This is a genomic window from Pseudomonas sp. TNT2022 ID1044, from assembly GCF_028656895.1.
GTDB lineage: Bacteria > Pseudomonadota > Gammaproteobacteria > Pseudomonadales > Pseudomonadaceae > Aquipseudomonas > Aquipseudomonas reinekei.
In genome coordinates, this window is record NZ_JAMDHB010000022.1 from 481221 (window position 1) to 506981 (window position 25761).

At 58.6% G+C, this 25761-nt stretch carries 24 protein-coding genes; 8 read left to right on the forward strand and 16 right to left on the reverse strand.

Annotation, left to right across the window (positions count from 1 at the left end; all coding sequences use genetic code 11):
* Nucleotides 1-69 precede the first annotated feature (69 nt).
* The 15 genes from rnhB to rpsB all read right to left on the reverse strand — a co-directional run bounded on the left by rnhB (nucleotide 70) and on the right by rpsB (nucleotide 14690).
* Nucleotides 70-696: a ribonuclease HII gene (gene rnhB / locus M5G20_RS24665; protein ID WP_139315768.1), complete on the reverse strand. Its 627-nt coding sequence runs from the start codon at nucleotides 694-696 to the stop codon at nucleotides 70-72.
* An 11-nt stretch (nucleotides 697-707) separates the two neighbouring features.
* Complete coding sequence (gene lpxB, locus M5G20_RS24670) at nucleotides 708-1838, reverse strand: lipid-A-disaccharide synthase (RefSeq protein WP_273921293.1); 1131 nt, start codon at nucleotides 1836-1838, stop codon at nucleotides 708-710.
* Between the two features lie 2 nt (nucleotides 1839-1840).
* The gene (gene lpxA, locus M5G20_RS24675; RefSeq protein ID WP_075946749.1) at nucleotides 1841-2617 is read right to left on the reverse strand and encodes an acyl-ACP--UDP-N-acetylglucosamine O-acyltransferase; all 777 of its coding nucleotides are present in this window, start codon (nucleotides 2615-2617) and stop codon (nucleotides 1841-1843) included.
* Nucleotides 2614-3054 carry a 3-hydroxyacyl-ACP dehydratase FabZ gene (gene fabZ, locus M5G20_RS24680; protein ID WP_007907157.1) on the reverse strand — a complete coding sequence of 147 codons (441 nt, stop codon included), beginning with the start codon at nucleotides 3052-3054 and terminating at the stop codon, nucleotides 2614-2616. Before fabZ ends, lpxA begins: the two co-directional genes overlap by 4 nt.
* A 108-nt stretch (nucleotides 3055-3162) precedes the next feature.
* Nucleotides 3163-4218, reverse strand: coding sequence for a UDP-3-O-(3-hydroxymyristoyl)glucosamine N-acyltransferase (gene lpxD / locus M5G20_RS24685; RefSeq protein ID WP_273921295.1), 1056 nt, complete (start codon nucleotides 4216-4218; stop codon nucleotides 3163-3165).
* A gap of 3 nt (nucleotides 4219-4221) precedes the next feature.
* Nucleotides 4222-4725, reverse strand: a complete 504-nt coding sequence (locus tag M5G20_RS24690) for an OmpH family outer membrane protein (RefSeq protein WP_007990260.1) — start codon at nucleotides 4723-4725, stop codon at nucleotides 4222-4224.
* A 45-nt stretch (nucleotides 4726-4770) separates the two neighbouring features.
* Nucleotides 4771-7146: an outer membrane protein assembly factor BamA gene (bamA, locus tag M5G20_RS24695; protein WP_273921296.1), complete on the reverse strand. Its 2376-nt coding sequence runs from the start codon at nucleotides 7144-7146 to the stop codon at nucleotides 4771-4773.
* Nucleotides 7147-7220: 74 nt separating this feature from the next.
* Nucleotides 7221-8573 (reverse strand): sigma E protease regulator RseP, encoded by a 1353-nt coding sequence (gene rseP, locus M5G20_RS24700; protein ID WP_273921297.1) that lies wholly within the window; start codon nucleotides 8571-8573, stop codon nucleotides 7221-7223.
* A 52-nt stretch (nucleotides 8574-8625) separates the two neighbouring features.
* A complete protein-coding gene (gene ispC / locus M5G20_RS24705) occupies nucleotides 8626-9816 on the reverse strand; it encodes a 1-deoxy-D-xylulose-5-phosphate reductoisomerase (RefSeq protein ID WP_273921298.1) in 1191 nt (396 codons plus the stop codon).
* The gene (locus M5G20_RS24710; protein ID WP_273921299.1) at nucleotides 9813-10619 is read right to left on the reverse strand and encodes a phosphatidate cytidylyltransferase; all 807 of its coding nucleotides are present in this window, start codon (nucleotides 10617-10619) and stop codon (nucleotides 9813-9815) included. Before M5G20_RS24710 ends, ispC begins: the two co-directional genes overlap by 4 nt.
* Nucleotides 10619-11374, reverse strand: coding sequence for a polyprenyl diphosphate synthase (gene uppS / locus M5G20_RS24715; protein ID WP_150732100.1), 756 nt, complete (start codon nucleotides 11372-11374; stop codon nucleotides 10619-10621). The genes M5G20_RS24710 and uppS overlap by 1 nt, the downstream gene beginning before the upstream one ends.
* Before the next feature lie 13 nt (nucleotides 11375-11387).
* Nucleotides 11388-11945, reverse strand: a complete 558-nt coding sequence (gene frr, locus M5G20_RS24720; protein WP_075946742.1) for a ribosome recycling factor — start codon at nucleotides 11943-11945, stop codon at nucleotides 11388-11390.
* Nucleotides 11942-12685, reverse strand: a complete 744-nt coding sequence (pyrH, locus tag M5G20_RS24725) for a UMP kinase (RefSeq protein ID WP_003198235.1) — start codon at nucleotides 12683-12685, stop codon at nucleotides 11942-11944. The genes frr and pyrH overlap by 4 nt, the downstream gene beginning before the upstream one ends.
* Nucleotides 12686-12896: 211 nt before the next feature.
* Entirely contained in the window at nucleotides 12897-13760 is an 864-nt protein-coding gene (tsf, locus tag M5G20_RS24730; RefSeq protein ID WP_273921300.1) for a translation elongation factor Ts, read from the reverse strand.
* 192 nt (nucleotides 13761-13952) lie between these two features.
* Nucleotides 13953-14690: a 30S ribosomal protein S2 gene (rpsB, locus tag M5G20_RS24735; RefSeq protein ID WP_060541028.1), complete on the reverse strand. Its 738-nt coding sequence runs from the start codon at nucleotides 14688-14690 to the stop codon at nucleotides 13953-13955.
* A gap of 371 nt (nucleotides 14691-15061) precedes the next feature.
* On the opposite strand from rpsB, the gene map reads away from it, so the two are divergent.
* The 8 genes from map to M5G20_RS24775 all read left to right on the forward strand — a co-directional run bounded on the left by map (nucleotide 15062) and on the right by M5G20_RS24775 (nucleotide 24629).
* On the forward strand, nucleotides 15062-15844 hold the full coding sequence (gene map, locus M5G20_RS24740) for a type I methionyl aminopeptidase (RefSeq protein WP_273921301.1): 783 nt from the start codon (nucleotides 15062-15064) through the stop codon (nucleotides 15842-15844).
* Between the two features lie 41 nt (nucleotides 15845-15885).
* Nucleotides 15886-18588: a [protein-PII] uridylyltransferase gene (locus tag M5G20_RS24745; RefSeq protein ID WP_150732097.1), complete on the forward strand. Its 2703-nt coding sequence runs from the start codon at nucleotides 15886-15888 to the stop codon at nucleotides 18586-18588.
* A gap of 182 nt (nucleotides 18589-18770) precedes the next feature.
* Nucleotides 18771-19970, forward strand: a complete 1200-nt coding sequence (gene dapC, locus M5G20_RS24750) for a succinyldiaminopimelate transaminase (protein WP_273921302.1) — start codon at nucleotides 18771-18773, stop codon at nucleotides 19968-19970.
* Nucleotides 19971-20181: 211 nt separating this feature from the next.
* Nucleotides 20182-20931, forward strand: coding sequence for a peptidase M12 (locus M5G20_RS24755; RefSeq protein ID WP_273921303.1), 750 nt, complete (start codon nucleotides 20182-20184; stop codon nucleotides 20929-20931).
* A 522-nt stretch (nucleotides 20932-21453) separates the two neighbouring features.
* Nucleotides 21454-21816: an ArsC family reductase gene (locus M5G20_RS24760; protein ID WP_008057297.1), complete on the forward strand. Its 363-nt coding sequence runs from the start codon at nucleotides 21454-21456 to the stop codon at nucleotides 21814-21816.
* Between the two features lie 31 nt (nucleotides 21817-21847).
* Nucleotides 21848-22882, forward strand: coding sequence for a 2,3,4,5-tetrahydropyridine-2,6-dicarboxylate N-succinyltransferase (gene dapD / locus M5G20_RS24765; RefSeq protein WP_150732093.1), 1035 nt, complete (start codon nucleotides 21848-21850; stop codon nucleotides 22880-22882).
* A 131-nt stretch (nucleotides 22883-23013) separates the two neighbouring features.
* Nucleotides 23014-24219 carry an aminotransferase class V-fold PLP-dependent enzyme gene (locus tag M5G20_RS24770; RefSeq protein ID WP_273921304.1) on the forward strand — a complete coding sequence of 402 codons (1206 nt, stop codon included), beginning with the start codon at nucleotides 23014-23016 and terminating at the stop codon, nucleotides 24217-24219.
* On the forward strand, nucleotides 24216-24629 hold the full coding sequence (locus M5G20_RS24775; RefSeq protein ID WP_273921305.1) for a SufE family protein: 414 nt from the start codon (nucleotides 24216-24218) through the stop codon (nucleotides 24627-24629). The genes M5G20_RS24770 and M5G20_RS24775 overlap by 4 nt, the downstream gene beginning before the upstream one ends.
* Nucleotides 24630-24747: 118 nt before the next feature.
* Here the strand turns inward: M5G20_RS24775 and tcdA are convergent, their stop codons facing one another.
* Nucleotides 24748-25566: a tRNA cyclic N6-threonylcarbamoyladenosine(37) synthase TcdA gene (gene tcdA / locus M5G20_RS24780; protein WP_273921306.1), complete on the reverse strand. Its 819-nt coding sequence runs from the start codon at nucleotides 25564-25566 to the stop codon at nucleotides 24748-24750.
* Nucleotides 25567-25761: the final 195 nt, after the last annotated feature.

Consider the following 25761-nt stretch of genomic DNA (forward strand, 5'->3'; position numbering starts at 1 on the left):
TGTCTGTAAACATGAAGACAACAAGGCCCGGATTGTACCGGGCCTTGGCAAAAAAAATCAGCCTTGCTGCTAACTCTCGATCAGGCTTTCCCGCGCTTCATAGGCCAGGCGCACAGGCGCAAACGAACGCCGGTGAATCGGGGTCGGCCCCAAGCGTGACAGCGCTTCCAGATGAACGGGTGTCGGGTAGCCTTTATGGCCGCCAATGCCGTAACCCGGATAGATCAATTCAAACGCGGCCATTTCACGGTCGCGGCTGACCTTGGCCAGAATCGACGCCGCAGCGATGGCCGGAACCTTGCCGTCGCCCTGCACCACCGCTTCGGCGCGCATCGGCAATTTCGGGCAACGGTTGCCGTCGATCATCGCCAGTTTCGGCTGGATGTGCAGCCCGGCGACGGCTCGCTGCATGGCCAGCATGGTGGCATGCAGGATGTTCAGTTCATCGATTTCTTCGACTTCGGCGCGAGCGATGCACCAGCTCAGGGCTTTTTCGCAGATCTCGTCGTAAAGCTTCTCGCGCCGGGCTTCGGTGAGCTTCTTCGAGTCGTTCAAACCGAGGATCGGCCGATTCGGATCGAGAATCACGGCAGCCGTGACCACCGCGCCACAGAGCGGGCCCCGACCGACTTCGTCGACACCGGCAACCAATTCTTCAACTTCGGCGACCAAGGTGAAATCCAGCCCCATCTGCATGCTTGTCTTACTCATTGTACGTCGCCGATCAGGTTGAGCACGGCATCCGCCGCCTGGTTGGAGGCATCAAGACGCAGGGTCCGGTGAATTTCATCGAAGCCACGGGTTTGCTCTTCGCCACCCTCGATCAGCGGCGACAAGGTTTGGGCCAGCGCATCGACCGTCGCATCGTCCTGCAGTAATTCGGGTACCAGCAGACGCTGGGCCAGCAGATTCGGCAGGGACACGTAAGGGCTTTTCACCATCCGCTTGAGAATCCAGAACGTCAGCGGTGCCAGGCGGTAAGCCACCACCATCGGCCGCTTGTACAGCAAGGCCTCAAGCGTCGCCGTTCCGGAAGCGATCAATACCGCATCGCAGGCGGCCAGCGCCAGGTGCGATTTGCCATCGAGCAAGGTCAGCGGCAGATCGCGGCCGGCGAGCATTTCTTCAAGCTGCGCACGACGCTCAGGACTGGCGCACGGCATGACGAACCTGACGCCGGGGCGCAAGGCCCGCAGACGCTGGGCGGTATCAAGAAACAGCGCACCGAGGCGGCCGACTTCACCACCGCGACTGCCCGGCATCAGCGCGACCAGCGGCCCGTCAGGCAAGCCCAGCTCGGCGCGAGCGGCGGCACGATCAGCCTGGAGCGGAATGGCGTCAGCCAGGGAGTGGCCGACGAACCGTACCGGCACACCCTTCTCTTCATAGAATCTGGCTTCAAACGGGAACAGCGTCAGCATCAGATCGCAGCCTTCGCGAATCTTCAGTACCCGCTTCTGCCGCCAGGCCCATACCGACGGGCTGACGTAATGCACGGTCTTGATCCCGGCCTGACGCAACTTGAGTTCGATATTGAGGTTGAAGTCCGGCGCATCGATACCGATGAAAACGTCCGGCTTCGCAGCGATCAGGTCGGCAACCAGCTTTTTGCGTCGCGCCAGTAACTCGCGCAACCGGCCCAGCACTTCCACCAGGCCCATCACCGACAGGCGTTCCATCGGGAAATACGGGTTCAGGCCTTCGGCCTGCATCAGCGGACCACCGACACCGATGAATTCGACCGCCGGGTGACGTGCCTTGAGCGCACGCATGAGTCCCGCGCCGAGAATGTCGCCGGAAGCTTCACCCGCTACCAGCGCAATACGCAGATTGGCCATGATTAGCGAGTGATGCCGCGGGTCGAAGACTGGATGGAGTCGCGGAACACTGCAACTTCCGGGAACTGGATCGAGGGTTCGGCCAGCTCGGCGAGTGCCTGCTCGACTGTCAGGCCCTGGCGGTAAACCACCTTGTAGGCGCGACGCAGGGCGTGGATCGCATCTTCGCTGAAACCGCGACGGCGCATGCCTTCGAAGTTCATGCTGCGAGCTTCGGCCGGGTTGCCGAACACCGTGACATACGCTGGAACGTCCTTGCCAATTGCCGTGCCCATGCCGGAAAAGCTGTGGGCGCCGATGTGGCAATACTGGTGGACCAGGGTAAAGCCAGAGAGGATCGCCCAGTCTTCAACGTGCACGTGGCCAGCCAGCGCGGTGTTGTTGACCAGGATGCAATGGTTGCCGATGACGCTGTCGTGACCGATGTGCGCGTAAGCCATGATCAGGTTGTGATCACCCAGGGTCGTTTCCGAACGATCCTGAATGGTCCCGCGGTGAATCGTCACGCCTTCACGGATGACGTTGTGGTCACCGATCACCAGGCGGGTTTCCTCGCCTTTGTATTTCAGGTCAGGCGTGTCCTCACCTACCGAGGAAAACTGATAGATGCGGTTGTACTTACCGATTCGGGTCGGGCCTTTGAGAATCACGTGCGGCCCGATCACTGTCCCCTCGCCGATTTCCACACCTGCGCCGATGATCGACCACGGGCCGACCTCGACACCGTCGGCCAGAACAGCCGTCGGATCGATGATTGCACGAGGGTCAATCAAACTCATAGTTTGCGTTCCGCGCAGATGATTTCAGCAGAGCAGACCGGCTTGCCATCGACCGAAGCCTGGCATTCGAATTTCCAGATCTGACGCTTGCAGCTCAGGAACTTGGCTTCGAGGATCAACTGATCACCCGGCAGCACTGGCTGGCGGAAACGCAGCTTGTCGGAACCGACGAAGTAGTAAAGCGTGCCATCGGCCGGCTTCACGTCGAGCATTTTGAAACCAAGGATCCCGGCAGCCTGAGCCATCGCCTCGATGATCAGAACGCCCGGCATGATTGGATGCGCAGGGAAGTGACCATTGAAGAACGGTTCGTTGATGCTGACATTCTTGTAGGCGCGAATGCGCTTGCCTTCCACATCCAGATCCACGACCCGGTCCACCAGCAGGAACGGGTAACGGTGAGGCAGGTATTCGCGAATCTCGTTGATGTCCATCATTTCGGGGGGAAGCCTATGTAAAGATTGGGAGCGCGCGACTGACGCACACCCCTCTAGCAAATCAAGGACGCAGTCTAGCGGCTGTGCACACTTGATATGGAAATGGTATCAGCCATCTGATGAAGCATTACCGCCAGGGGTCACTTCCCCTGTTTGCTTTTCCAGCTGTCGCAAACGTCGCGCGATGTCATCGAGCTGACGCAGACGTGCCGCGCTTTTGCGCCATTCGGCCGCTGGCTGCATCGCCGTGCCGGATGAATAGGCGCCTGGCTCGGTGATCGAGTGGGTCACCATGGTCATCCCGGTGATGAACACGTTGTCGCAAATATCGATATGCCCCACCAGCCCTACGCCACCGGCAAGCATGCAGTGCTTGCCGATCTTGGTGCTGCCGGAAATCCCCACGCACGCGGCCATGGCGGTGTGATCACCGACCTGGACGTTGTGGGCGATCTGAATCTGGTTGTCGAGCTTCACACCGTTACCGATGATGGTATCGGCCAGCGCGCCACGGTCGATGGCGGTATTCACGCCGATCTCCACGTCATCGCCGATCAAGACCCCACCAATCTGGGCGATTTTCTGCCAGATGCCTTTCTCGTTGGCAAAACCGAAACCTTCGCCACCCAGTACGGCACCGGACTGAATCACTACCCGCTTGCCGATACGTACGTCGTGATACAAGGTCACGCGCGGAGCCAGCCAGCCACCTTCGTCGATCACGCTACGGGCACCGATGAAGCAGTGCGCGCCAACGGTGGTACCGGCCGCAATACGCACGCCGCTTTCGATGACGGCAAACGCGCCGATGCTCGCCGCAGGGTCAACCACCGCATCAGCCGCAATCACTGCTGTCGGGTGAATGCCGGCAGCTGCTTTGGGTTTGGGATCGAACAGGTGAGAGATACGCGCGTAGGCAGCGTACGGATCAGGCACCACCAGTGTATTACCGGAAAAACCTTCGGCGTCAGCGGCTTTCAGCAACAGCGCTGCAGCCTGACTGCCTGCCAGGTATTTACGATACTGGGGGTTTGCGAGAAAGCTCAACTGAGCTGGGCCAGCCTCCTGCAAGGTGGCTAGCCCAGTGATTTCTTTCTCCGGGTCGCCACGCAGTGTGGCGCCAAGGAACTCGGCCAATTGGCCGAGCTTTATAGTCGCGGTCATGGATTACTTCAGCTGATTCATGCGCTCGATAACCTGGCGCGTGATGTCGTACTGAGGCTTGACATCAATCACTGCACCACGCTCGAAGACCAGGTCAAAAGCACCTTTCTTGATGACTTCTTCCACAGCGCTGTCCAGTTTTGGCTTGAGCTGCTTCAGCATTTCACGATCGGCAACAGCCTTGGCTTCGTTCAGTTCCTTGGACTGGAACTGGAAATCACGAGCCTTTTGCTTGAATTCAAGCTCCAGACGCTCACGCTCGCCTTGCTGCATCTTGTCGCCACCCGCCATCAGACGATCCTGAATACCCTTGGCGCTGCTTTCCAGAGTCTTGAGCTTGGTCAGTTGCGGGCCGAACTTCTTCTCGGCATCCACGGCGTACTTCTTGGCCGCATCGGATTCCAGCAGGGCCATCTGATAGTTCAGAACGGCGATTTTCATGTCGGCAAATGCCGGACCTGCTACCAGCACGGAAGCCAGGAGAACCAATTGAGTCAACTTACGCACGATGTACTCCTACAAAATCCATTGTCGTTATCTTGGGTCAAACGCTTAGAACGTCTGACCGAGGGAGAATTGGAACACTTGAGTTTCAGCGTCATCCGGTTTCTTGACTGGCATGGCCAACGCAAAACTCAAAGGACCCAGTGCGGTGACCCATGTCACACCTACACCAACAGAACTGGCCATATTGCTCAGGCTAATGTCGTTGCACTTGGTGTTGGACTTCGTGCCATCGGCGTTCACAGTATCGGAGCACGATGAGTCGAATACGTTACCCACATCCCAGAATACCGAGGTACGCAGGGATCGCTGATCCTTGACGAACGGCAGCGGGAACAGGACTTCAACACCACCCTGGATCAGGACGTTACCACCGAACGGCAGCGGATCCTGGTCCGGATCGACCGCAGTGCCTGGGTTCTTGCCGGTACTTGGCGTACTGCGAGGACCCAGTGTGCTGTCCTTGAAGCCACGAACCGAGTTGAAACCACCAGCATAGTAGTTTTCATAGAATGGCAAGCCGTCGGTTGAACCGTAGCCATCGCCATAACCCAATTCGGTGTGCAGGCGCATGGTGTAGTTGTCGCTCAATGGCTGGAACAGCTGGCCACGGTAATCGAGCTTGAAGAACGACAGGTCGCTGCCCGGCGTCGTGGTTTCCAGCACGAGGCTCTGGGAATGACCACGTGTCGCGAGTACGCCCTTGTTCAAGGTGGACTCGGACCAACCGGCCGAAGCCTTGAAGTTCAGGTACTTGTCGCCTTCCTTGTCAACGAAGTCAAAGATCTCGTCAACGGTGTATACACCGGTCTTGATTTCGTCCTGTTGAGCCGTCAGACCAAAGGTCAGACGCGAAGTCTCGCTGATCGGGTAACCAACACTCACGCCTGCACCCAGGCTGTCTACGGAGTAGCTGGCTACGTCGACGTCGAGGTCATCGTAGTCGGTGGTGCGGTAGAAGGCGTTGTAACCCAGGCTCACGCCGTCAGCAGTCCAGTACGGGTCGACATAACCGAAGTTATAGCGGCTCTGGTATTCGCTGCGGGTCAAGCCGATGCTGACCTTGTTACCGGTACCGAGGAAGTTGTTCTGGGTGATCGAGCCACCGAGGATCAGACCGGCACTCTGGGCGAAACCAACGCTGGCGGTAATCGAACCGGAGGCTTGCTCTTCAACGCTGTAGTTGACGTCAACCTGGTCATCGACACCTGGCACCGCTGGCGTTTCAACGTTGACTTCCTTGAAGAAGCCCAGACGCTCCAGACGGGTCTTGGATTGGTCGATCAGGTAGGTCGAAGCCCAGCCACCTTCCATCTGACGCATTTCACGACGCAGCACTTCGTCTTCGGACTTGGTGTTGCCGCGGAAGTTGATTCGGTTCACGTAGGCACGCTTGCCTGGATCGACCGCGAAAGTGATATCTACGGTGTGATCATCATCGTGCGGCTGTGGCACGCCGTTGACGTTGGCGAAGGTATAACCTTCGTTACCCAGGCGACGGGTGATCAGTTCGGAAGTAGTGGTCATCAGCTTGCGCGAGAACACCTGGCCTTTCTGCACCAGCAGCAGGGACTTGATCTGGTCTTCAGGGACTTTCAGGTCACCGCTCAACTTCACGTCACGAACAGTGTACTTGTCACCTTCGTTGATGTTGACGGTGATGTAGACGTGCTTCTTGTCCGGGGTGATGGACACCTGGGTCGAAGCGATATCCATGTTGATATAGCCACGGTCCAGGTAGTAGGAACGCAGTCGCTCCAGGTCACCGGAAAGTTTTTCACGGGCGTACTTGTCATCGTTCTTGAAGAACGACAGCCAGTTGGTGGTCTTGAGTTCGAACAGGTCGATCAGGTCTTCATCAGGGAAGACCGTGTTACCCACCACGTTGATGTGCTGGATAGCCGCAACGGTGCCTTCGTTGATGTTGACCTTCAGGCCCACGCGGTTACGCGGTTGCGGCACCACTTCGGTGTCGACGGTAGCGGAGTAGCGACCCTGGGCCACGTACTGGCGCTGCAGTTCGTTACGCACGCCTTCGAGGGTGGCGCGCTGAAAGATTTCGCCTTCGGCCAGACCGGACTGCTTGAGGCCCTTCATCAGGTCTTCAGTGGAGATCGCCTTGTTACCTTCGATTTCGATACTGGCAACCGACGGACGCTCGACTACCGTAATGACAAGGACGTTGCCATCGCGGCCCAGCTGGATATCTTGAAAGAACCCGGTTTTGAACAGCGCACGAGTGGATTCCACCAGGCGACGATCATCCGCCTGTTCACCGACGTTCAACGGCAAAGCACCAAAGACGCTACCCGCGGAGACCCGCTGGAGGCCATTGACGCGAATATCAGAGATAGTGAAGGACTCGGCGTGAACTTCGGCGATCATCAATACGGTGAGAACCGCAGTTAGCAGCAGACGTTTCATGAAGTCCTTTCTTATTCCAACTGGCAATAAACAAACTGCCGCAAAATGCGGCAGATTCGCAATTCAGCGAAGTGTTACAGACGTCCCAGATCATTGACCAGAGCAAGCAACATCACTCCGACCACCAAACTGATACCGATCTGTATCCCCCAACCCTGCACCCGATCCGACAAGGGACGACCACGCGCCCACTCGATCAGATAAAACAACAAATGCCCCCCATCCAGCACAGGAATGGGCAGCAAATTCAGAACTCCCAGGCTAATACTCAGATAAGCAAGGAAATTCAGGAAATCAGCAACACCCGACTGGGCCGAAGCGCCCGCCACTTTAGCAATGGTTATCGGTCCACTCAAGTTTTTTACCGAGAGCTCGCCGAACAACATTTTCTTCAGTGAATCGAGGGTCAGCACGCTCATGGTCCAGGTGCGTCGAGCCCCCTCTCCAATCGCGGCCAATGGCCCGTAGCTGACCTCGCGAATCATTTCCGGCGGCCAGTCGACCGCTTTCACCCCTGCCCCCAGGTATCCGCTGGGCGCCTTGCTCTCGCCACGGGCAGCCAGTGTCACCGGGACGTCGATTTGAGCACCATCGCGCTCAACCCGCAGCATGATTTTGGTATCAGGACGCATACGGACGGTGTCGACCACCTGCTGCCAGTCGTCCAGCGCCTTGCCATCCAGTGCCAGCAGACGGTCACCCATCTTCAGCCCGGCAGCCTGCGCCGGACCTTTCGGATCAAGCTCAGCCAGCACCGGCGGCAGTGCCGGGCGCCATGGTCGAATACCCAGCGAACGGATCGGATCCGGCTCGTCGGCGCCCTTCAACCACTTATCCAGTGCCAGCTCACGGGGCGACTCCATCGAAGAGCCCTGATCGCGAACCAGCACCTGCAGTGAACCGCTCTCGCCGAGGCGACGGACCAACTGCAAATTCACAGCTGCCCAGCCGGAAGTCGGCTCACCATCGATGGAAATGATCTCCTGACCCGCGGTCAGGCCGGCCTTGGCGGCGATGCTGCCGGATTCCACGGCACCAATGACCGGACGGACCTGCTCGCTGCCGAGCATGGCCACCACCCAGAAAAAACCCAACGCCAGCAGAAAGTTGGCAATCGGCCCGGCCGCCACGATAGCAATACGCTGACGAACGGTTTTGCGATTAAAGGACTGATCGACCTGATCCGCCGGAACTTCGCCTTCACGCTCGTCGAGCATTTTCACGTAGCCGCCCAACGGGATGGCAGCTACCACGAACTCGGTGCCTTGTTTGTCGTGCCAGCGCAGCAGCGGCATGCCGAAGCCTACGGAGAAGCGCAGCACTTTGACCCCACAGCGACGCGCGACCCAGAAGTGGCCGAACTCGTGGAAGGTAACCAGCACACCCAAAGCCACCAGGGTGCCGACAATCATATAGAGCGCGCTCATCTACTTTCTCCGCATTCCTGTCCGGTGCTGCATGGCCAATGCCTTGCAGCACTTACCGCCCGTGACGACTCAACCATTGTTCGGCCAGCAGACGCGCTTTCGCATCCGCCGTGAACACTGCCTCGAGATCATCGACTGCTACCACAGGCTCAACATTCAAGGTTTCCTCGATGATACTCGCGATTTCCAGGTAACGAACCCGTCCGTCGAGAAACGCTGCCACCGCTACTTCATTCGCCGCATTAAGCATGGCCGGAGCACTGTTACCCGCTTCTGCCGCCTGCCGCGCCAGGCGCAGACAAGGGAAGCGCTCTTCGTCCGGCGCCTGGAAATCCAGGCGCGCGATGGCAAACAGATCCAGCGGCGGCACGCCCGAATCGATCCGCTCCGGCCAGGCCAGTGCATTGGAGATTGGCGTACGCATATCCGGATTACCCAGCTGGGCCAAAACCGAGCCATCAATGTAGTCGACCAGCGAATGAATCACGCTTTGCGGGTGAATCACCACCTCGACCTGGGACGGCTTGGCATCGAACAACCAGCAGGCCTCGATCAACTCGAGCCCTTTGTTCATCATGCTGGCCGAATCGACCGAAATCTTGCGCCCCATGGACCAGTTAGGGTGAGCGCACGCCTGATCAGGTGAAACATGCGCCAACTCTGCCATGGGCGTCTGTCGGAATGGGCCACCAGAGGCCGTCAGTAAAATCCGACGCACGCCAACCGAGCTGAGACCACGGGCAAAATCCGCTGGCATGCACTGGAATATTGCGTTGTGCTCACTGTCGATCGGCAGCAGGACGGAGCCGCTTTTGCGCACAGCCTGCATGAACAATGCACCGGACATGACCAGCGCTTCTTTGTTGGCGAGGAGGATTTTCTTGCCCGCCTCGACTGCTGCCAGAGTCGGCCGCAGACCTGCTGCACCGACAATGGCCGCCATGACTGCATCCACTTCAGGATCGGCAGCGACCTGACACAAACCTTCTTCGCCCACCAGCACACGAGTCGAAAGGCCTGCCGCGCGCAAATCGTCCTGCAGGCTGCGCGCAGCCGCGGCTTGCGGCACAACGGCAAAGCGTGGCGTATGACGTACGCACAATGCCAGCAATTCACTCAATCGAGTGAATCCGCTCAATGCAAAGGCCTGATAGCGCTCGGGATGACGAGCGATGACATCAAGTGTGCTCAAACCGATCGAGCCGGTCGCCCCCAGAACGGTAATCTGCTGAGGACGGCTCATGGTGCGGCCATCCACAACAGAACGGCGAACACCGGAATGGCGGCGGTCAGGCTGTCGATGCGATCCAGCACGCCGCCATGACCTGGCAGCAGATTGCTGCTGTCCTTGATCCCGGATTGGCGCTTGAACATGCTTTCGGTCAGGTCGCCGACAACCGAAATAAACACGATCACGGCCGCGCCGATCAGGCCTTTGAACAGTTCGGCAACGGTCCAGTCACGAACAAAGCCGACGATTACGGTGATGACCAGGCTCAGGGCCAAGCCGCCGTAAACACCTTCCCAGCTCTTGCCAGGACTGACCTGCGGCGCCAGCTTGCGCTTGCCGAAAGCCCGACCGGAAAAGTACGCGCCAATATCAGCGCCCCAGACCAGCACCATCACCGCCATGATCAGCCAGTTGCCCAAGGGCTGCTGCTTGATCTGCACCAGGCCTTGCCAGGCCGGCAGCAGGATCAGCAGACCGATCACCAGCTTGCAGGCCGCGCTGGCCCAATGCTCGCTGGAGCGCGGATACGTCAGCACCAGATAGGTTGCAATCGCCCACCACAGCACTGAAGCACCCAGCACCCAAGGCGCAAGGCCGGGCAGGATGTACATGATAAACAGCATCAACGCGACGATGGCGGCATAGGCAACGCGAACAGGCTGAGCGGTGAAGCCCGCCAGACGCGCCCATTCCCAGGCACCGAGGGTCACGACCAGCCCGATGAACAGCGCAAAACCGGAGCCTTCCAGCAGGAAAAACCCGCCCAAGGCAATCGGCAGCAGGATCAGCGCGGTGATGATTCGTTGTTTAAGCATTAAACCCGGGCTCCAGCCTCGACCTGCTCGCTCGTTTTACCGAAGCGACGCTGGCGGGATGCGAAATCGGCCAGCGCATTACGCATGGCATCGTGTTTGAAGTCCGGCCAGAACAGGTCGGAGAAGTACAACTCGGCGTAAGCCAGCTGCCACAGCAGGAAGTTGCTGATGCGATGCTCGCCACCGGTGCGGATGCACAAGTCCGGCAACGGCAGATCGCCGGTCGCCAGACAGGCTTGCAGCAAATCCGGGGTGATGTCTTCCGGACGCAGGTGCCCGGCCTGAACTTCCCGCGCCAGACGCTGAGCGGCCTGCGCGATATCCCACTGGCCACCGTAGTTGGCGGCGATCTGCAGGACGAAACGGTTGGCGCCAGCGGTCATGTTCTCGGCTTCACGCATGGCGGCCTGAAGCTCCGGATGAAACCGCGAACGATCACCGATGATTCGCAAGCTGATGTTGTTGTCATTGAGGCGCTTGGCCTCACGCCGCAATGCCTTGAAGAACAGATCCATCAAGGCACTGACCTCATCGGCCGGGCGCTGCCAGTTCTCACTGGAGAACGCGAACAGGGTCAATACCTCGACCCCTGACTCAGCACACACTTCGATGACTGCACGAACCGCATCGACACCCGCTTTATGCCCGGCGACACCCGGCATAAAGCGTTTTTTCGCCCAGCGATTATTACCATCCATGATGATCGCGACATGGCGCGGCACCGCGGAGGGCGCAATCTGCTTGGTCTTTTCCATGAAAAATCGACCCTTATACGGCCATCAGGTCTTTTTCTTTCTGCGCCAGGTTCGCGTCGATTTGAGCCACGTACTTCTTGGTCAGATCGTCGATCTCGCCAGTCGCACGACGCTCTTCGTCTTCGCTGATCTCTTTTTCCTTGACCAGATCCTTGAGCTGGCTGTTGGCATCACGACGGATGTTACGCACGGCAACACGGGCATCTTCTGCAACATCGCGAGCTTGCTTGGTGAAGCCCTTGCGGGTTTCTTCAGTCAGGGCCGGCATGGAGATCAGCAGCAACTCACCCAGGTTGGTCGGGTTCAGGTTCAGACCTGCGCTACCGATCGCCTTGTCGACGGCACCGAGCATGTTGCGCTCAAAGGCCACGACTTGCAGGGTACGGGCGTCTTTGACGGTGATGTTGGCGACTTGCTTGATCGGCGTGTCGGAACCGTAGTACGGCACCATCACACCTTCGAGAATGCTTGGATGCGCCTGGCCGGTACGGATACGGCCGAAATTGTGCGCCAGCGATTCCACGGATTTCTGCATGCGCTCTTGAGCGTCTTTCTTGATTTCGTTGATCATTGTTGAACTTCCTCGATCAGGGTTCCTTCGGCGCCGCCATGCACGATGTTCAGCAGGGCGCCGGGTTTGTTCATGTTAAATACGCGCAGCGGCATCTTGTGATCGCGGCACAGGCAAATGGCCGTCAGATCCATCACGCCCAGCTTGCGATCCAGCACTTCATCGTAGGTCAGATGATCGAACTTCTCGGCGTGCGGGTCTTTGAATGGATCAGCGGTGTAGACACCATCGACCTTGGTTGCCTTGAGTACGACATCAGCATCGATTTCGATTGCGCGCAGGCAGGCAGCCGAGTCCGTGGTGAAGAACGGATTGCCAGTACCGGCCGCGAAAATCACGACTTCCTTGGAGTTCAGGTGACGCATGGCTTTGCGGCGATCGTAGTGATCGGTCACACCCACCATGGAAATGGCCGACATCACGATGGCGGAGATATTGGCACGCTCAAGCGCGTCGCGCATGGCCAGCGCGTTCATCACAGTGGCCAGCATGCCCATGTGGTCGCCCGTTACCCGATCCATGCCGGCCGCGCTCAGCGCCGCACCGCGGAACAGGTTGCCACCGCCGATCACCAGACCGACCTGAACACCGATGCCAACCAGCTGGCCGACTTCCAATGCCATGCGATCCAGAACTTTCGGATCGATCCCGAACTCTTCCGAGCCCATCAGGGCCTCGCCGCTAAGTTTGAGTAGAATGCGTTTATAGCGAGCCTGATAACCACTGCCCTGCTGAGCCATTGCGAATCTCTCCTGCGGCGTATTTTAAAAAATTCTTTGCGAGCTGTTTTCAGCTGGCGTTCACTCTAGCTTGGCGCTGCTTCAGCGCCATCGGAACATGGCTTTGTAAGCCAGTTCCAAATGGAAACCAAATAAAAATTGGCAACCCATCTGAAAAGAGGCTGCGCGCGTGAGCGGGCAGCCTCTTCAGGGCGACAGTTAAAAAACCGTCTTATTGCTTGGCAGCAGCCAGTTGGGCAGCAACTTCTTCTGCGAAGTTGTCCACTGGCTTCTCGATGCCTTCGCCTACTTTGAAGTAGGTGAAGGAAACGATTTCAGCACCGGCTTTCTTGGCCAGAGCACCAACGGTGATTTCTGGGTTCATCACGAAAGCTTGCTCTACCAGGCTGGCTTCAGCCAGGAACTTGGTGATACGGCCAGCAATCATCTTCTCGACGATTTCAGCAGGCTTGCCTTTCATCTTGTCTTCGTTCAGGGACATGAAAACGCCCTTCTCGCGCTCGATGGCTTCTGGCGAAACCTGCGATGGCAGCAGGAACTCAGGGTTGCTTGCCGCCACGTGCATGGCGATCTCTTTGGCCAGCTGTACATCGCCGCCCTTGAGAACAACAGCAACACCGATCTTGTTACCGTGCAGGTAAGTACCGACCACGTCACCTTCAACACGAACCAGGCGACGGATGTTGACGTTTTCGCCAACCTTGGCCACCAGGGCTTCACGAGCCGATTCCTGAGCGGCGATCAGCGGAGCTGCGTCGGTCAGTTTTTCGGCGAAGGCTTTTTCTACGCTGGCAGCAACGAAGTTTTTGAAGTCGTCTTGCAGGGCCAGGAAGTCGGTCTGCGAGTTCACTTCCAGCAGTACGGCGGACTTGTCGTCTGCCTTGATGGCGATAGCGCCTTCAGCGGCAACGTTGCCGGCTTTCTTGGCAGCCTTGATGGCGCCCGAAGCACGCATGTCATCAATGGCTTTTTCGATGTCGCCGCCAGCCTTGGTCAAGGCCTTTTTGCAGTCCATCATGCCTTCGCCAGTACGCTCGCGCAGTTCTTTGACCAACGCTGCAGTAATCTCTGCCATTTCAAAATTCCTCTTGGATAGGTTATCAACCATTCCACCCGATCGAACGGGCGTTCAATTCTTCCCGAACCACCCTTGTAAGCTGCTGCACGTTACAAATGCTGTAGCTGCGCCGCCGACAAATGGTTTTCGAGGTGGCAAAAAGGGGGCCAAGCCCCCTTTTTGCTTACTGAGTCAACGCCAGGGCGTCAATTACTCAGCTGCAGCTGCCGGAGCTTCTTCAACGAAAACTTCGGTGCCGCCAGAAACGTTGTTGCGACCACGGATAACAGCGTCAGCCATCGAACCCATGTACAGCTGGATAGCGCGGATGGCGTCATCGTTGCCTGGGATGATGTAGTCAACGCCTTCCGGGCTGCTGTTGGTATCGACTACGCCGATAACCGGGATGCCCAGCTTGTTGGCTTCGGTGATCGCGATGCGCTCGTGATCAACGTCGATAACGAACAGAGCGTCTGGCAGACCGCCCATGTCCTTGATACCACCCAGGGAACGATCCAGCTTTTCCAGGTCACGGGAGCGCATCAGCGCTTCTTTCTTGGTCAGCTTGGCGAAAGTACCGTCTTCGGCTTGTACTTCAAGGTCACGCAGACGCTTGATGGAAGCACGGATGGTTTTGAAGTTGGTCAGCATGCCGCCCAACCAGCGGTGATCGACGTACGGCGAACCGCAACGTGCTGCTTCTTCAGCAACGATCTTGCCAGCGGAACGCTTGGTGCCGACGAACAGAATCTTGTTTTTGCCCTGGGCCAGACGCTCTACGAAAGTCAGAGCTTCGTTGAACATTGGCAGGGTTTTTTCAAGGTTGATGATGTGGATCTTGTTACGCGCGCCGAAAATGTATTTACCCATTTTCGGGTTCCAGTAACGGGTCTGGTGACCGAAGTGCACACCGGCCTTCAGCATATCGCGCATGTTGACTTGGGACATGATAGTTCCTTAGTAAGTCGGGTTTGGCCTCCACGTATCCCAATGACCAACCAGCAGCATCAGCTGAAGGCACCCAGGTCATCGTGTCGACACGTGTGTGGATTTAGGCTTTTCGGGGCATCCCCGGAAAGCGGCGCATTTTATATCACAGGGCAGGGGAAAACGGAACCCGGATTCTGAAATCCCGGCGACCGGGATACTCCCTCCCTTGGAATCCGCCCAGAATGCACCATTCTATAGAGAGAAGCGATGCACAGAAGCGCGGATTTGCGCTGATCGTCTGATAGAATCGCGTTTTTCAGGGCTGCGAAGTTCGATTGCGCAACGCCCTTTTCGTTATGAAAGCGCCATCGAGCGCAGAGAGAGCCTGTATGACCGTCACCCTCAAAACTCCCGAGGACATCGCAAAAATGCGCATCGCCGGCAAACTGGCCGCCGATGTGCTGGAAATGATTGCCGAACATGTCAAGCCGGGCGTTACCACCGATCAGTTGAACCAGATCTGCCACGACTACATCGTCAATGAGCAGAAAGCGATCCCTGCCCCGCTCAACTACAAGGGCTATCCAAAGTCGATCTGCACGTCGATCAACCATGTGGTCTGCCATGGCATCCCGAACGACAAGCCGCTGAAAGATGGCGACACCCTGAACATCGACGTGACGGTCATCAAGGACGGCTACCACGGCGACACCAGCCGCATGTTCCACGTCGGCAGCGTGCCGGTCTGGGCCGAGCGCCTGTCGCAAGTGACTCAGGAATGCATGTACAAGGCCATTGAGCTGGTCAAGCCCGGCTGCCGCCTGGGCGATATCGGTGAAGTGATCCAGAAGCACGCTGAGAAGAACGGTTTCTCGGTGGTTCGCGAGTTCTGTGGTCACGGTATCGGCAAGGTATTCCACGAAGAACCGCAGATCCTGCACTACGGCCGCGCTGGCACCGGCATGGAACTGAAGGCAGGCATGACGTTCACCATCGAGCCGATGATCAACCAGGGTCGCGCCGACACCAAAGTGCTGGGCGACGGCTGGACCGCGATCACCAAGGACCGCAAGCTGTCGGCACAGTGGGAACACACCCTGCTGGTGACCGACACCGGTTACGAGATCTTCACCCTGCGCAGCGATGACACCATCCCCCGCATCTCGGCCTGATCCCGTTACCGAACCCAGCCTATAGAAAGGAAAGCCAATCGATGCCGCAGGTGGATCCCGAACTCTTCGACCGCGGCCAGTTCCAGGCTGAACTGGCCCTGAAGGCAAGCCCTATCGCTGCTTTCAAGAAGGCGATCCGCCAGGCCCGCGAAGTGCTCGATGCACGTTTTCGCAGCGGCCGGGATATCCGTCGGCTGATCGAGGATCGCGCCTGGTTCGTCGATAACATCCTGCAAAAGGCCTGGGATCAATTCGACTGGAGTGAAGACGCCGATATCGCGCTGGTTGCGGTCGGCGGTTACGGTCGAGGCGAACTGCACCCGTATTCCGATATCGACCTGTTGATTTTGCTCGACAGCGCCGACCACGAAGTTTTCCGTGATTCCATCGAGCGTTTTCTAACGCTGCTGTGGGACATTGGCCTGGAAGTCGGCCAGAGCGTTCGCTCGGTGGACGAATGCGCTGTCGAGGCCCGCGCCGATCTGACCGTGGTGACCAACCTCATGGAAAGCCGGACCATTACCGGCCCGGAACATCTGCGTCAGCGCATGCTGGACGTCACCAGCACCGCACACATGTGGCCGAGCAAGGAGTTCTTCCTGGCCAAGCGCGCCGAGCAGAAAGCCCGCCACCACAAGTACAACGACACCGAATACAACCTGGAACCCAACGTCAAAGGCTCGCCCGGCGGGTTGCGCGATATCCAGACGATCCTGTGGTTCGCCCGTCGCGAGTACGGCACCCTGAACCTGCGGGCGCTGGCCGGGGAAGGTTTCCTGGTCGAAAGCGAGAACGCCCTGCTCGCCTCTTCCCAGGAATTCCTGTGGAAGGTGCGCTATGCGCTGCACATGCTTGCCGGTCGCTCCGAAGACCGCCTGCTGTTCGATCACCAGCGCGCCATTGCCGGGCTGCTGGGCTTTGAAGGTGACGATGCCAAGCAAGCCGTCGAAAACTTCATGCAGCAGTACTTCCGCGTGGTCATGAGCATTGCCCAGCTCAGCGACCTGATCATCCAGCACTTCGAGGAAGTCATCCTCGCGCCGGAGGACGAAGCGCCGCCGCAGCCGATCAACTCGCGCTTCCAGCTGCACGATGGCTACATCGAGGCGCGCAACGACAATGTGTTCCGCCGCACGCCGTTCGCCATGCTCGAGATCTTCGTGCTCATGGCCCAACAGCCGGAAATCAAAGGCGTACGCGCCGACACCATTCGCCTGCTGCGCGAGAATCGTCACCTGATCGACGATGACTTCCGCAACGACATCCGCAACACCAGCCTGTTCATCGAGCTGTTCAAGTGCAAGATCGGCATCCATCGCAACCTGCGCCGGATGAATCGCTACGGCATCCTTGGGCGTTATTTGCCGGAGTTCGGCTTCATCGTCGGACAGATGCAGCACGATCTGTTTCACATCTATACGGTCGATGCCCACACGCTGAACCTGATCAAACACTTGCGTAAGTTGCAGTACACCCAGGTGTCGGAAAAATTCCCGCTGGCCGCCAAGCTGATGGCCAAACTGCCCAAGCCCGAGTTGATCTACATGGCGGGGCTGTACCACGACATCGGCAAGGGCCGGCACGGCGATCACTCGGAAATTGGCGCTGTGGACGCAGAGGCTTTCTGCCAGCGCCACCAGTTGCCGGTGTGGGACAGCCGCCTGATCGTCTGGCTGGTCCAGAATCACCTGGCGATGTCGACCACTGCCCAGCGCAAGGACTTGTCCGATCCGCAGGTGATTCACGACTTCGCCCAGACCGTCGGCGATGAAACCCGTCTCGACTACCTGTACGTACTGACCGTCGCCGACATCAACGCCACCAACCCGACGCTGTGGAATTCCTGGCGCGCCAGCCTGTTGCGCCAGCTCTACACCGAGACCAAGCGCGCCCTGCGTCGCGGCCTGGAGAATCCGGTGGATCGCGAAGAGCAGATTCGCCAGACCCAGAGCGCCGCCCTGGACATTCTGGTGCGCGGCGGTACCGATCCGGATGACGTCGAGCAGTTGTGGGCACAATTGGGCGATGACTATTTCCTGCGTCACACCGCCGGCGATGTCGCCTGGCACAGCGACGCGATCCTCCAGCAGCCGGCAGACGGCGGGCCGCTGGTGCTGATCAAGGAAACCACGCAACGGGAATTCGAGGGCGGTACGCAGATTTTCATCTATGCGCCGGACCAGCATGACTTCTTCGCCGTGACCGTGGCCGCGATGGACCAGCTCAACCTGAACATTCACGACGCCCGGGTCATCACATCCAGCAGCCAGTTCACCCTCGACACCTACATCGTGCTCGACACCGACGGCGACTCGATCGGCGACAATCCGGCACGGGTCAAACAGATCCGTGACGGACTGACAGAAGCCCTGCGTAATCCTGACGACTACCCGACCATCATCCAGCGTCGGGTGCCGCGCCAGCTCAAGCATTTCGCCTTTGCGCCGCAGGTGACGATCCACAACGACGCTCAGCGCCCGGTGACCGTGCTGGAGCTGACCGCACCCGACCGCCCCGGCCTGTTGGCACGAATCGGTACGATATTCCTGGAGTTCGACCTGTCGCTGCAGAACGCCAAGATCGCCACCCTCGGCGAGCGCGTGGAAGACGTGTTCTTCATCACCGACGCCAACAACCACCCGCTGTCTGATCCGCTGCTGTGCAGCCGGCTGCAGGATGCAATCGTCGAGCAGTTGAGCGTCAGCCAGGAACCCGATATCAAGCTGTCGCGCATCAGTATCTGACATAACAAATTTTCCCCTGTGGGAACGAGCCCGCTCTTTGTAGGAGCTGGCTTGCCAGCGATGGACTCAGTAACACCGCGATTAGCCGGCAAGCACGCGTTATCGTTAACGACCATCGCTGGCAAGCCTGCTCCCACAGGAAACAAGGGTTGTCCACACCCCGCACCGAACGAGATCGACCGATGAACAACGCCCTGTCCCAGCTCCAGCCCTACCCGTTCGAAAAGCTCCGCGCCCTGCTCGGCAGCGTCACGCCAACCCCGGACAAGCGCCCTATCGCGCTGTCGATCGGTGAGCCGAAGCACCGTTCGCCAAGCTTCGTCGCCGAGGCCCTGGCCAGCAATCTGGAAAAGATGGCGGTGTACCCGACCACCCTCGGCATCCCGGAGCTGCGTGAAGCCATTGCCGCCTGGTGCGAGCGTCGCTTCAACGTCCCGAGCGGCTGGCTCGACCCGGCGCGCAACGTGCTGCCGGTCAATGGCACCCGCGAGGCGCTGTTCGCCTTCACCCAGACTGTGGTTAACCGTGGCGATGACGCTTTGGTAGTCAGCCCGAACCCGTTCTATCAGATCTACGAAGGCGCAGCGTTTCTCGCCGGGGCCAAACCGCATTACCTGCCGTGCCTGGACGAGAACGGCTTCAATCCGGATTTCGACGCGGTCACGCCGGACATCTGGAAGCGCTGCCAGATCCTGTTCCTGTGCTCGCCGGGCAATCCGACGGGTGCGTTGATTCCCGTCGACACCCTCAAGAAGCTGATCGCCCTGGCTGACGAATACGACTTCGTGATCGCCGCTGACGAGTGCTACAGCGAACTGTACTTCGACGAACAAACCCCGCCGCCGGGGTTGCTCAGCGCCTGCGTGGAACTGGGCCGCAAGGACTTCAAGCGTTGCGTGGTGTTCCACAGCCTGTCCAAGCGCTCCAACCTGCCCGGCCTGCGTTCGGGTTTCGTCGCGGGTGACGCGGACATTCTCAAGGGCTTCCTGCTGTATCGCACCTACCACGGCTGCGCGATGCCGGTTCAAACCCAGCTGGCCAGCGTTGCCGCGTGGAACGACGAAGTGCATGTGCGCGCCAACCGAGCCCTGTACCGCGAAAAATTCGACGCGGTACTGGAAATCCTCAGCCCGGTGCTGGACGTACAGCGCCCGGATGGCAGTTTCTACCTGTGGCCGAATGTGGCCGGTGACGACGCAGCGTTCTGCCGCGACCTGTTCGAGCAGGAGCATGTGACGGTGGTGCCGGGCTCTTACCTGTCGCGCGATGTGGATGGCGTAAACCCGGGCGCCGGGCGCGTGCGCATGGCACTTGTGGCACCGCTGGCTGAATGTATAGAAGCAGCAGAACGCATCCGCAACTTCATTATTACCCGCAAATAACTCTTTATAATGACCCGCACTGTGCAACGCGGTGCGGGCTGATCTTTTCAGTTACAACCTTCCCTCTATACAAACCTCCCATCAAACATTATTTTCAATAACTCCACTTAATCCAACTTACTCACTCAACCAAATAACCAACACTAACCAACAACCAACAACCAACAACCAACAACCAACAACCTCTTGTTTGAAACACGGACGTACAATCATGACTTCATTTATCCCCTGCACAACAATCACCCCCACTAGTAACTCCTCTTCTTATAACGCCGCGACCCAAGAACGCCCTCTTAATTCCAACACCCGTCCTTCAAGTCGCCCGACAAGAAATATTGGATCCCATACAAAGTATTGGAAAAACGGAAAAACGCTCAAAATCGCCATGTACGACGCCAGTGCGGAAGCTATTGCAGCGGTAAAGGATGCCGCCAGTGAATGGCTCCCCTACGTTAACCTGAAGTTTGACTTTATAAATGGCGAGATTGGCGATATCCGAATCTTTTTAAACCCACCAGACGGCGCTCAGTCCTCTGCGGTCGGTACAGACGCCCTTATCGACGACATCGGCGGAACTGACGAACTTAGGCGCGGCCCTAGCATGTTTCTGAAATGGGTGCCCGGCGACAGCCGATTCAAGTATGCGGTTATGCACGAATTCGGACATGCCCTTGGGGCGGAACACGCTCACCAGCACCCCGATTCTGCAATCCCCTGGAATGTCGAGAACACTTATAAATATTGCGCAGAACATTTTGGCTGGAGTAAGAGTGTAGTCGACACAAATATCTTGCCCCTCCCTCGAAACAACCAACACACTTACCTCCCTTATGACGGAGACTCCGTCATGCATTATGAAGTCATTCCTGAATGGACTATTGACAATTGGGCCCAGTCGGAAACATGGGCCATCAGTGACGGAGATATTGCGATTATGCAAATGGCTTATCCCAAGGACTAACGACAATGCGCAATACAAACTACCGCGCCTGCCAGGCAAGTAATTGGCTATTTCACCCCCCCCAGATCAGCCTCACTTAGGTCCCGCTTCCTCAACATCTCTCGAAGCACGTCATCACCAATCCGGTGATGACGTTGAACGTCACAAGACCTTAGGCATCGTTCATCAGCGCCTCGCTCTGCAGCCTGCGCATCAATAGTGCCGGCCAGGCGTGAAACGCCGAACATCACCAGCATGATCTGGACGGTGCAGGCGATTTGCGTAACGCCGGGTTCCTGGGCGATCGACAGCTTTGAAGTGCCATATTAGCCGCTTAGACTGTGTATTGACCTTTGCACCGATGTTGCACGCAGCAATCCCCCAAAACCCTGCAGGAGCCGAGCTTGCTCCCGATAGCGTCGGATCAGCCATCATCAATGTTGAATGTTAAGCCGCCATCGCGACCTCGCTCCCACAGGATTTGCGCTTCCATGGCATAATCCCGGACCTTTTATTTCCGGCACCTGTAAAGGGGGCAATTCCTTGACCGTTTCAAGCAAAACGTTGCACCTTTTCGGCATCAAAGCCTGCGACACCATGAAAAAGGCGCGCACCTGGCTCGATGAACACGCTGTCAGCTATGACTTCCATGATTACAAAGCGGTCGGTATCGACCGCGAACACCTGACCCAATGGTGCAACGAGCACGGCTGGGAAGTGGTGTTGAACCGTGCAGGCACGACCTTTCGCAAGCTCGACGACGAACGCAAAGCCGATCTCGACCAGTCGAAAGCCATTGAACTGATGCTCGCACAACCTTCGATGATCAAGCGCCCGGTGCTCGATCTCGGTGACCGAACCCTGATTGGCTTCAAGCCAGATATCTACGCGGCCGCACTCAAGTAAGCAGCCCGTTCAATTTGTTAGAGGTATCAACATGTCCACTACCCCATTCAGCCTGGCCTTTGGTGTCGGCACTCAAAACCGTCAAGGCGCATGGCTGGAAGTGTTTTACGCACAGCCACTGCTCAACCCGTCGGCGGAACTGGTCGCTGCCATCGCACCGATCCTGGGCTACAGCGAAGGCAACCAGGCCATCACTTTCACCACCGCTCAGGCTTCGCAACTGGCCGAAGCCGTCAAAGGCGTCGACGCTGCACAGGCAGCCCTGCTGACCCGTCTGGCCGAAAGCCACAAGCCGCTGGTCGCCACCGTGCTGGCTGAAGACGCCCAACTGTCTTCGACCCCTGAGGCGTACCTCAAGCTGCACCTGTTGTCCCATCGCCTGGTCAAGCCGCACGGCCTGAACCTGGCCGGCATCTTCCCGCTGCTGCCGAACGTGGCCTGGACCAGCCAGGGCGCGATCGACCTGTCCGAACTGGCCGAGCATCAACTGGAAGCCCGCCTGCGTGGCGAGTTGCTGGAAGTGTTCTCGGTGGACAAGTTCCCGAAAATGACTGACTACGTGGTTCCGGCCGGCGTGCGTATCGCTGACGCCGCGCGTCTGCGTCTGGGCGCCTACGTGGGCGAAGGCACCACCGTGATGCACGAAGGCTTCATCAACTTCAACGCCGGCACCGAAGGCCCGGGCATGATCGAAGGCCGCGTGTCCGCTGGCGTATTCGTCGGCAAGGGCTCGGACTTGGGCGGCGGTTGCTCGACCATGGGCACCCTGTCGGGCGGCGGCAACATCGTGATCAAGGTTGGCGAAGGCTGCCTGATCGGCGCCAACGCCGGTATCGGCATCCCGTTGGGTGACCGCAATACTGTTGAGTCGGGCCTGTACGTGACCGCTGGTACCAAAGTGGCGCTGCTGGACGAGAACAACAAGCTGGTCAAAGTGGTGAAGGCTCGTGAACTGGCTGGCCAGACCGACCTGTTGTTCCGTCGCAATTCGGAAACCGGTGCCGTGGAATGCAAAACCCACAAATCGGCGATCGAACTGAACGAAGCGCTGCACGCTCACAACTAAGTGCCGCAGGCACCTGTGGGAGCGAGCCTGCTCGCGATGCTTTTTGGCGGACTTACGGACGCCATCGCGAGCAGGCTTGCTCCCACAAGGTGCCGTGTACACCCCGCCCATGTTCACCAGGGCCCGACAGCATGATGATTCCCTCTCCCTGGCGCGCCGACTTTCCGGCCATCGCCGCCCTGCAACGGCAAGGCCAGACCTATCTGGACAACGCCGCCACCACGCAAAAACCTCAAGCCCTGCTGGATGCCCTGACGCATTACTACGCCAACGGCGCAGCCAACGTGCATCGGGCACAACATCTGCCCGGCGCTCACGCAACCCAGGCCTTTGAGGACAGCCGCCGCAAAGTCGCGCAATGGCTCAATGCCGGTGACCGCGGACAGATTATCTTTACCCACGGCGCCACTTCTGCGCTGAACCTCCTGGCCTATGGCCTGGAACACCTGTTCCATGCAGGCGATGAAATTGTCATCAGCGCTCTGGAGCATCACGCCAACCTGCTGCCGTGGCAGCAACTGGCGCACCGCCGCGACCTGAAACTGGTGATCCTGCCACTGGATGTCGACGGTGTGATCGACCTTGAAGCCGCCGCCGGCTTGATCGGTCCGCGCACGCGGCTGCTGGCCATCAGCCAATTATCCAACGTGATCGGCGCCTGGCAGCCTCTGCCTGAGTTGCTGGCGATGGCCAAGGCGCACAACGCATTGACCGTGATCGATGGCGCACAAGGCGTGGTCCATGGTCGCCATGACGTGCAAGCGCTGGGCTGTGATTTTTATGTATTTTCCAGCCACAAGCTCTACGGCCCCGATGGCCTCGGAGTGCTGTTCGGCCGCAACGAAGCGTTGCAACAGTTGCGGCCGTGGCAGTTCGGTGGCGAGATGGTGCTGGACGCTAACTACCACGACGCACGTTTTCGCCCGGCCCCCTTGGGTTTCGAGGCTGGAACACCGCCAATCGCCAGTGTGATCGGCCTGGGGGCAACCCTGGATTATCTCGCCGGACTCGATCAGGACGCCGTGTCTGCCCATGAAGCGGCGCTGCATGACTATCTGCTCAAAGGTCTTGAGGCACGCAACGGCATTCGCTTGCTCGGCAAGCCGCAACTGGCGCTGGCCAGCTTCACCATCGAGGGCGTGCACAACTCGGATCTGGCACATTTGCTGACCGAGCAAGGCATCGCGGTGCGCGCCGGTCATCATTGCGCCATGCCGCTACTTAAACGCTTCGAACTGGCCGGAGCGATCCGGGTTTCGTTGGCGCTCTACAATGATTCAGAAGATCTTGAACGGTTCTTTGAGGCGCTGGATCAGGCACTGGAGTTGTTGCGATGAACCTGCCTGACGATGCCGTTTGCGCACTCGAAACCTTTCAGGCCGCCGCTGGCTGGGAACAGCGGGCGCGGTTGTTGATGCAGTGGGGCGAACGTCTGCCTGCGTTGAGCGATGCACAGATGTGTGAAGCCAACCGCGTGCACGGCTGTGAAAGCCAGGTGTGGCTGGTGGGCGAATTGCGCGAAGGCCATTGGCAATTCAGCGCCAACAGCGATGCGCGGTTGATTCGTGGGCTAGTGGCGTTACTGCTGGCGCGGGTCAATGGCTTGTCGGCGACTGAATTGCAGCAGGTGGATTTACCGGAGTGGTTCAACCAGTTGGGGCTGGGGCGGCAGTTGTCGCAGTCGCGCAGTAACGGATTGAATGCAGTGCTTCAGCGGATGCGCGAGTTAGCTTTCGCGGCTTCATGAAGATTATTCGGCGCCACACAATCCCGTAGGAGCCGGCTTGCTGGCGATCCAAGCGCCGCGGTGTCAGGCATACCGTGTCGCCCGAATCGCCAGCAAGCCGGCGCCTACAGGGAAGGGTTCAAGTTTGGGGTTTGACCCGCTCCGCCGGCCGCCGCACGCCTGCCACAATCTTGTCCACAGCCTTGGTCGCCGCGACCATGCCAAACGTCGCCGTCACCATCATCACCGCGCCAAAGCCACCGGCGCAGTCGAGCTTCACGCCATCGCCGACAAAACTCTTCTGCAAGCAAATGCTGCCGTCCGGTTTCGGATAGCGCAGTTGCTCGGTGGAGAACACGCACGGCACGCTGTAATGGCGGGTCACGGTGCGCGAGAAGCCATAGTCACGACGCAGCGTGGAGCGCACTTTCGAGGCCAGCGGGTCATTGAACGTACGGTTGAGATCGCACACCTGGATCAACGTCGGATCGATCTGCCCGCCCGCGCCGCCGGTGGTGATGATCTGGATCTTGCGGCGCTTGCACCAGGCGATCAGTGCCGCTTTCGCATTCACGCTGTCGATGCAGTCGATCACGCAATCGATGTTCGGCGTGATGTATTCAGCCATGGTGTCGCGGGTCACGAAGTCCGGCACGGCGTGCACCGTGCAGTCCGGGTTGATGCCGCGCAAGCGCTCGGCCATCACCTCTACTTTGGGTTTGCCGACGGTGCTGTCCAGTGCATGCAACTGACGGTTGGCGTTGCTGACGCAGACGTCGTCGAGGTCGAACAGCGAAATCTCGCCCACACCACACCGGGCCATGGCTTCCGCCGCCCAGGAACCGACGCCACCGACGCCGACGATCGCCACATGGGCGGCTTTCAAGCGCTCCAGGCCTTCGATGCCATACAAGCGGGCGATGCCAGCAAACCGCGGATCTTCTGTACTCATGACCATTACCCCAAAAACCGGCGCGCATTATAGGGCTTCACAGCGTCAAGTTTTAAGTTTCCCGCTGCAAGTGTAAGAACTTATGTGAAAGCACATTGCCCAATGTCCGGTATTTCCCTGTCCGGTGTACGTTCAGTGAAGCGCCAGTGTAGGATGCGCGCCCTTCTGCGGCCGCCGACCGTTCATTTGTTCCACAGTCTT